Here is a 7,604-nt window from a genome sequence, read left to right on the forward strand (position 1 = left end):
CCCGAGACCGATCAAGAAAAACCAACCGGCCGCCCCGGATGGGGCCGTCGTAATGGTTCAACACAGCCCCCCGCGCACGCGGTGACGGTGACGGTGACGGTGACGAGCACGAGCACGAGCACGAGCACGAGCACGAGCACGAGCACGAGCACGAGCACGAGCACGAGCACGAGCACGAGCACGAGCACAAAACTCGTACTCGCGCCCCAAACATCCGCGCAATCATCCGCCTTCGATTGGCTCGATGTTCCCCGACTCGCGCGACAAGCTGCGAAGTCCGCAGAACAAAACAACACGTGTCATTCACGACCGAGACAAATTTTTCAGATGCATTTCACTCCCCCTCAAATGGAAAAGCCTCGATCTGTTTCGCGAAGATGAACGGTGGAGTGGATCGCTCTCTAAGTAGATCGCCGCACCCGCAGCCCCCTCGCCTGGGAAATGCCCCCAAAAGGAATACAGTTCGTCCTTCGCAATCCGTTGCATGGGCTAATCGGCGTGGCTAGTTTCGGCAAACCGTGATCACCATGGGCACCAGATCACAGGTTCTTACGCTCGAACTTTTCGCAACATGAGGTCTCTCCAATGCGTCCAATTCGCCGCCCAAACACAAGGGCTCTGCGATGCCTCGCTGCCATCGCATGCATCTGCTTTTGCCTGGCGTCACAAACATCCGATGCCGCGATCACTTGGAACCTCACCTACGAAGACATCGACAACAACACCGGTAATGGCTTCGACGATGTTGCCAGTGGAGCAGCCCGGCGAAGCGTCTTCGAAGCCGCACTCGACTACGTCTCGGACGTACTCAATGAAAACGGATCCGTGAATCTCACCATCCGTCAGTCATTGACCAGCGGCACTGGTGCCTTGGCATCCGCCGGCTCATCGTATTTCTTCGGCGGTGGCTTCCAACAAGGACTGGTGCAGCAGAACATTTTGAACGTCTCGCCAGGCAACACCATTTCCGGATCCCACGGAAGTGCCCGGTTCGACTTTGGGTACTCTTGGAACGAATCGCTTGCCGCGCCTGCGACGGGCGAGTTCGACCTCTTCAGCGTCTCACTGCACGAGAACACCCACGCAATTGGATTCGCCAGCCTGACCAACGCGGATGGAACCAGCCCAATCGGTCCGTCCCCAGCGACCGACAACACATACTCCAACTTCGACCAATACCTGCGTTTGGACGACGGAACCGAACTGTTCAACGCCTCGGGAGAATTCATCGGTGACGCAAGCGACCTGACATCGAACTCCGTGGTATTCGATGGCACCAATGCGGTCGCCGCCAACGGAGGCTCACTCGTTGAGATCTATTCGCCGGCAACATTCAACGATGGTTCCAGCATGTCGCATATCGTCAGCGCCAACAGTGTGATGCAGTACAGCATCGCCCCCAACGTCTTGCGCCGAACCTATTCTGATATTGAAATCGGCATCCTCCAAGACATCGGCTACGTCAACGCCTCAGCAACCGCTGTCCCCGAACCAACATCCTCGGGACTCGCTTTCGTTCTCATGATCGGCCTCTTCGCTCGCCGCCAATCCAAACGCTCCCCTCGCCAATGATCAAGGAATGACGAGTGCACTCGTGCTCGTGCTCAGTCGCGTCAACGACGGTGCTCGTACTCGTAATCGAAACCAGCCCAGACGTCCGCGCAATCGAACAACCGCGGAGCGGTGACATTCGTCAGCCTCGGGTTTCAACCCGAGGTCTTGGACGATCCTCCTCTCGCTCAAAAAGCCGCGGAGCGGCGACAGGTGCAGACGCGAGGTGGACGCCGAATTGAAAAACTCAAATTGACAATTGTAAATTGCAAAATCCCACCGACGACGAGCCATCAGCCCTCGCCAGCAATCCTCGCCCCGGACGGGGCCGACTTCCGTAGCTCGGGGCGGAAGCCCCGAGACCGATCACGAAAGACAAACCCGCCGCCCCGGATGGGGCCGTCGTAATGGTTCAACACAGCCCCCCGCTCACGCGATGACGAGAACGATCACCGCTTCGCTGAGCACGAGCACGAGCACGAGCACGAGCACGAGCACGAGCACGAGCACGAGCACGAGCACGACGGGCACCATGCGAGTCAAAACGGTAACCCGACATGCCAGTTTTGAAGTTGCGTTTTTCTCGCAACCCGAAGCGTCAGCGAGGGAAAAACGATGTTGACGTCGCCTCGCTAACGCGTCGGGTTATGAAAAAACCAATGCCTCACGCAAAAGCGCAACTTCAAAACATGTCAGCGAGCCCCGCGCGGCACCCCCGACGCGATTCCAAGACACCAACCGCACGTCCCGCTCACTGAGCCTGCTGGCGGCGTTCCAATTCCTGCAGCATCGCGATGCGTTGATCAGCCTGTCGAATCAAACTTTGCACCACCGCGACCCGGGTGTCCAAATCTCCCATCAATTCGCGTTGCAAATCAAACATCGCGACTTGCCAGCGTTGGGTTTCCTGCGGCGCGTCGCTCAGCGGCAGCGCCGTCTTGGTCGCCGAATCCAACCGCCGCTGCGTCTCGCGTGATTCGCCGCGTTGCTGGATGGCCTTTTTCCGCCGCGAAATCGTCATCCGAGCCAGCGCCCACCCCAACATCAAAAATCCCGCGACCAACCACATCGTCCCCCGGTCGAACGAGATCGAATCCAGCGCGTTTTCAGCGAACAAGCGGACCGGCAGTGGATGGCAAGGAATCATGTTCGTTTCATCGAGCGTGGACGACTCCACCCAACAATCAATTCCGCCCAACAATCCATTTCGCGATCCTCGCCAGCGTGATTGACGGGTGGACCTAGTTTTGTCGATCATGGCAGCCATGACGAAAACGCCCCCCAACCCAATCCACACGACCGATTCCCCTGTGTCAGCTGCGGAGGCGACTCCGTCTGCTCCCCGGCAATCCCCGATCCAGCTTTGGTACGCGTCGGCCGCTGCCGACACACCCGGCAAAATCGAGACGTTTTGCATGCGATGGCTGCCACAAGAGGAGCACCAATCCGCCGCCAAATTCCGAGTCGCCTCGGCGCGGCACCAGCACGTGATTGGACGCGGCATGGCCCGGTTCTTGATCGCAGACACTCAAACCGCCCCGCATCAGATCCAGTTCCGGCACTTGGATCACGGCAAACCGATCATTGAGACGCCCGAACAACTGCGTCGGCCGTTCAACATCGCCCACACCAAAGGGCTGGTGATCTGCGGGATCGGCCCCGAAGCCGCCGACGAATGGCTGGGCGTCGACATCGAAGGCCTCGACCGAAAAACCGACCCCGGTTTGGCCCAACGCTACTTTGCCCCCGAAGAGATCGAGCAACTCGACCGGGTCAAAAACAGTGACGCAAAACAAGCCTTGTTCCTCAAGATTTGGACGCTCAAAGAAGCGTTCATCAAAGCCATTGGCACCGGCCTGAACACCCCGCTCGACCAATTCGCGTTCGAGAACGCCGCCTCGAACGCCCCGCGACTGACCCTCAAAGACCAATCCCTCGCGCAAGGCCGCCACTGGCAGATCCGCAACGTCATGCCTCGCCCAGGCTACATCGCCGCCGTCGCCCTAGGAACCAAGACCAGCAACATCGTGCCAAAAATCGAGCTCTCCGATTTCCGCAAACGAATGCAAGACGTTGTCTAGCGTCTAGCGACTAGCTTCTAGCTTCTAGCTTCTAGCTTCTAGCTTCTAGCTCTTCGTGCTCGTGCTCGTGCTCGTGCTCGTGCTCGTGCTCGTGCTCGTGCTCGTGCTCGTGCTCAGCGAAGCGGTGATCGTTCTCGTCATCGCGTGAGCGGGGGGCTGTGTTGAATCATTACGACGGCCCCATCCGGGGCGGCGGGTTTGTCTTTCGTGATCGGTGTCGGGGCTTCCGCCCCGAGCTACGGAAGTCGGCCCCATCCGGGGCGAGGATTGCTGGCGAGGGCTGATGGCTCGTCGTCGGTGGGATTTTGCAATTTACAATTGTCAATTTGAGTTTTTCAATTCTTCCCCTTTCATCGCTCCCCACCTGTCGCCGCTCCGCGGCTTTTCGAGCGAGAGGAGGATCGTCCAAGACCTCGGGTTGAAACCCGAGGCTGACGAATGTCACCGCTCCGCGGTAGTTCGATTGCGCGGACGTCTGGGCTGGTTTCGATTACGAGTACGAGCACCGTCCCCTTCGCGTCTGCGTCTGTCGCCGCTCCGCGGCTTTTGGTGCGAGAGGAGGATCGCTCGCGACCTCGGGTTGAAACCCGAGGCTGGCAACTGTCACCGCTCCGCGGTTGTTTGATTGCGCGGACGTCTGGGCTGGTTTCGATTCCGAGTACGAGCACCGTTTTGACGCGCATGGTGCCCGTCGTGCTCGTGCTCGTGCTCAGTGAAGCGGTGATCGTTCTCGTCATCGCGTGAGCGGTGCTCGATGTCGGGTTGGTGTTTGGTAGCGTGCTTGAGGCCTCCAAGGGCGATGTTGTTCGTTATGTTGAAAGGGACCGATCATGTGAACGAACGCGAGGGGATGCCATGACGAATCCGTATGAAACGAAGTCAGTGATCGAAGATCGCTATGAGGTGGAGGTCATACGCACTTCAGCGACCTACTTGGTCGCTCTGATGATTGGTGTCGGTGTCGCGATGATCGGTCCGGTTTACTTGTTGATGGTCTTGCTTACCGATACCCAAGCCACCTTGCCTTCCGGCGTTCAGCTCGTGCTTGAAGAGTTTACCCTGCCGGTGGTCGTGGGAATTGGTGTGGCGTTGGTGCTGGCCATGATGGTTCCCCAGCGTGTCTGCGTACGGCTCACGCCCTACCGACTGTTGTTGCCATTTCTCTTGATCACGGTTTTGTTTTCGACCATGTTCTCGATGCTGGGATACGGTTACCTGAATCATTCGATCCAGTTGGGGAGTTTTCGTCTGTCATCGTTGGCGTTGTTCCATGCCGTGATCGTTGGCATCGCGGTGTTGTTGCACATTGTCTGTCGACCGACCAAAAAACTGCGAAGCGATTCGCTCGGGCGGGAGCAATGAAGGGCGGATCGATCGCAAGCAGCGTCAATCCGTGTCGCCGGGGACGGTGATTTTCCAGGACACGCCAAAGCGGTCGATGACGATGCCGTAGCGTGTGGCGAAGAAGGTGGGGGCGAGTGGCAGGAGGACGCGGCCATGCTGGCTCAGGGCGGCGAAGTGACGTTTGGCGTCTGCGACGGAATCATCACGGACGGCGAAGGCGAACCCGGTGAACGCCAATTCAAAATTGGGATCTTCGCCGCCCATGTCGCTGGCCATCAACTCGGTGGACCCGATGCGAATGGTGGCGTGAAATATCTTGTCTTCCCATCCCGATGGAATCGTCGATGGGTCGGGGCATTCACGGAACCGCATCAGCATCAAGACTTGCGCGTCGAGTGCGGATCGGTAGTGCTCGACGGCTTCTTCGGTGCGGCCGCCGAAGGACAGTGTGGTGACGACGCTCATGGTGGCTTTGGCTTTCAAGATCTGTGACGCGTCGATGGAACGTCAGGGGGCGTTCCGCGCGGGATTCAATGCTCGGCCCTCCCCTCGCTTCGCTCGACCCTCCCAAGGGGAGGGTGATGAGTAAGGCTTTACCACTCTCCCCTTCATTCGCACGACCCTCCCAAGGGGAGGATGATGAGAAACGCTTTACCACTCTTTTGTCGCACCTCGCGGGGGAAGGTTCACTCGTGGCCGCCTTCTCCGCCGGACGGTGGATCAACTTGAAGGCTGGCCAAGTACGCGACCAAGTCACGCAGTTCGCGAGCGGTCATCTGCTCGGTCAATCCGGCTGGCATGGATGACTTGCCTTTTTTGCGAGCGATGATGTAGTCCTTCTCAATTCGCGTTCGCGATCCATCGGCAGCGATCAGCTCAATCACGTCGTCGGTTTCTTTGGCGACGATGCCCGTGAAGACTTGCCCGTCTTCGTCGGCGATGATCGCAGTTTCGAAACCTTCTGCGATCTTGGCGTCGGGCAGTGCGATCGCTTCCAGCAGTGTGCGTCGGTCGCGGATCTTGCCGACGGAGGTCAACTCCGGTCCGACTTCGCCACCCGTTCGGTCGACTTTGTGGCAACGCACGCACGAGAGTTCGGTTTTGCCGAAGAACAACGCGGCGCCTTTGTCAGGGTCACCACCGTGGAGCGAGTCCATCCATTTGGCCAGCGGTTCGGTCTCGGCGAGCTTTTGACGATGAGCCGCGATCTTGGCGTTCCAGTCCGCTGGCAATCGTTTCGCGGCGGCTTCGACGAGGTTCAGTTGGACGTCGGCGGGCAGGTCGTTTTCGAGGTAAGCGTTGACGCCTTTGATGATGTGCTCAACGGCTTCGGGGGATTCGATTTCAGCGAGCAGGTCCCAGGCGAGTCCGCGGACCAGTTGGCTTTCGGTGGCCGTGGCGGCGATGAAGCGATCGACTGAGTCGGGGCCGTCGTGTTCGCCGAGCACGGACAGGGCGGCGGTGACCAACGACGTGGGTTGTTCCAGGTCAATGGCTCGCGCGATCTGGACGGCTTGCGAAGGTTCGAGTCGGGCGAGGGCGGTGAGCGCCGACGCTCGGGACGCTGGCCGTGATTGCGCGTCTTTGGTGCGGGCGATCAGTTGCGGGGCGATTTTCTTGATGCCCAATTTGGAACCGACGTCGATCGCTTTTTCGCGAACCGTTTGATCGGTGATCATCAGGACTTCGATGTGTTTCGCGAGGGCTTCGCGTGCGACGATTTCGGGGCGGAATTCCAAGGGTCGGTATTCGTTGGTGACGCGGTCGCGCGGGTCCGGTTTGGCCCAATTGGCGAGCATGTCGATGGCTTCGATGCGAGCCCAAGTCGGTTTTTCACCGGACGCGGCAAAGGATGCCAGGGCGGCCGCGGCGTCGGGGGTGCCGATGCGGTAGTTGGCGGCCAGCACTCGTCGCAACAAGGCGTCGGAAGTGAGCGGCAGGTCGGCGACGGAAATCAACTGGGCCAATTCATTGGTGGCCGCTGGGATCGGTTGGTCGTGGATTGCCATCGCGGCTTCGGCGAGCACCAAGGAGTTGGCGTCGGACAGAAACGCGGTGACTTTTTCGCTGCCTTGCCCACGCAGCGCAGCGATGGCGGCGCGGCGAACTGGGACGCTGTTGTCAGTCGCCAGTCCCGCCAGCATGTCTTCTGTGGCGACCCGTCGCAGGAACAGCGTGCAAGCGTGTCGCAAAGCGGGGTCGACGTTGTCGTTGTTGGTGAGGATCTGCAATACACTCGCGAAAGCTTGCTGGTTGGGTGCGGCGGCGTTTGCGGAAGCGGTCAGCAGTTCGGAGAGCGAGATGGCGGCAAAGTATTTGACGCGAGGGGATTCGTCGTTCAGTAGCTCGGTGACCTTGTCGATCGACTCGGAATCGTTTTGGTCTCCGGCCAACGCACAGGCGGCGGCACGGAGGATGGGATCGGAATCGGCCAGCCATTTTCGGTTGGCGATCAAGACGTCGTTGCGTTTGGCCGTGTCCAAGCGAACAGCGTGTTCACATCCCCAGATGCCGTGCAGGCGGAAGCGAGCGTTGAGGTCGGTGGCGGAGGCGATATCGATCAGTGGTTTGAGTTCTCCGCGAAGGGCGAGTTCCCACTGCGCGTTCAATCGCACTCGGCGATCGATG

Annotated in this window: 7 protein-coding genes; 3 read left to right on the forward strand and 4 right to left on the reverse strand. The window is 59.4% G+C overall.

Going from position 1 to position 7,604, the window contains the following annotated elements:
* Positions 1-11: 11 nt before the first annotated feature.
* On the reverse strand, positions 12-182 hold the full coding sequence (locus ACF8AM_RS02950; protein ID WP_392554200.1) for a hypothetical protein: 171 nt from the start codon (positions 180-182) through the stop codon (positions 12-14).
* Positions 183-585: 403 nt separating this feature from the next.
* Here ACF8AM_RS02950 and ACF8AM_RS02955 point away from each other — a divergent pair, with 403 nt between their 5' ends.
* Positions 586-1,572, forward strand: a complete 987-nt coding sequence (locus ACF8AM_RS02955; protein WP_392554201.1) for a hypothetical protein — start codon at positions 586-588, stop codon at positions 1,570-1,572.
* A gap of 730 nt (positions 1,573-2,302) precedes the next feature.
* Here ACF8AM_RS02955 and ACF8AM_RS02960 read toward each other — a convergent pair.
* A complete protein-coding gene (locus tag ACF8AM_RS02960; protein WP_392554202.1) occupies positions 2,303-2,698 on the reverse strand; it encodes a hypothetical protein in 396 nt (131 codons plus the stop codon).
* Between the two features lie 118 nt (positions 2,699-2,816).
* Here ACF8AM_RS02960 and ACF8AM_RS02965 point away from each other — a divergent pair, with 118 nt between their 5' ends.
* Both ACF8AM_RS02965 and ACF8AM_RS02970 read left to right on the forward strand, forming a co-directional pair.
* Positions 2,817-3,632 (forward strand): 4'-phosphopantetheinyl transferase family protein, encoded by an 816-nt coding sequence (locus tag ACF8AM_RS02965; protein WP_392554203.1) that lies wholly within the window; start codon positions 2,817-2,819, stop codon positions 3,630-3,632.
* Between the two features lie 855 nt (positions 3,633-4,487).
* Positions 4,488-4,994 carry a hypothetical protein gene (locus ACF8AM_RS02970; RefSeq protein ID WP_392554204.1) on the forward strand — a complete coding sequence of 169 codons (507 nt, stop codon included), beginning with the start codon at positions 4,488-4,490 and terminating at the stop codon, positions 4,992-4,994.
* Positions 4,995-5,018: 24 nt separating this feature from the next.
* On the opposite strand, the gene ACF8AM_RS02975 is transcribed toward ACF8AM_RS02970, so the two are convergent.
* Positions 5,019-5,441: a VOC family protein gene (locus ACF8AM_RS02975; protein WP_392554205.1), complete on the reverse strand. Its 423-nt coding sequence runs from the start codon at positions 5,439-5,441 to the stop codon at positions 5,019-5,021.
* 221 nt (positions 5,442-5,662) lie between these two features.
* On the reverse strand, positions 5,663-7,604 hold a 1,942-nt coding region (locus ACF8AM_RS02980; protein WP_392554206.1), incomplete at its 5' end, for a HEAT repeat domain-containing protein.

This window comes from Rhodopirellula sp. JB055, assembly GCF_043100905.1.
GTDB lineage: Bacteria > Planctomycetota > Planctomycetia > Pirellulales > Pirellulaceae > Rhodopirellula.

What these genes read in the sequence shown, in the direction of transcription:
- ACF8AM_RS02955 (WP_392554201.1), top strand. Translation starts at nt 586, where the DNA reads ATGCGTCCAATTCGCCGCCCAAACACAAGGGCTCTGCGATGCCTCGCT.
- ACF8AM_RS02960 (WP_392554202.1), bottom strand. Translation starts at nt 2,698, where the DNA reads ATGATTCCTTGCCATCCACTGCCGGTCCGCTTGTTCGCTGAAAACGCG.
- ACF8AM_RS02965 (WP_392554203.1), top strand. Translation starts at nt 2,817, where the DNA reads ATGACGAAAACGCCCCCCAACCCAATCCACACGACCGATTCCCCTGTG.
- ACF8AM_RS02970 (WP_392554204.1), top strand. Translation starts at nt 4,488, where the DNA reads ATGACGAATCCGTATGAAACGAAGTCAGTGATCGAAGATCGCTATGAG.
- ACF8AM_RS02975 (WP_392554205.1), bottom strand. Translation starts at nt 5,441, where the DNA reads ATGAGCGTCGTCACCACACTGTCCTTCGGCGGCCGCACCGAAGAAGCC.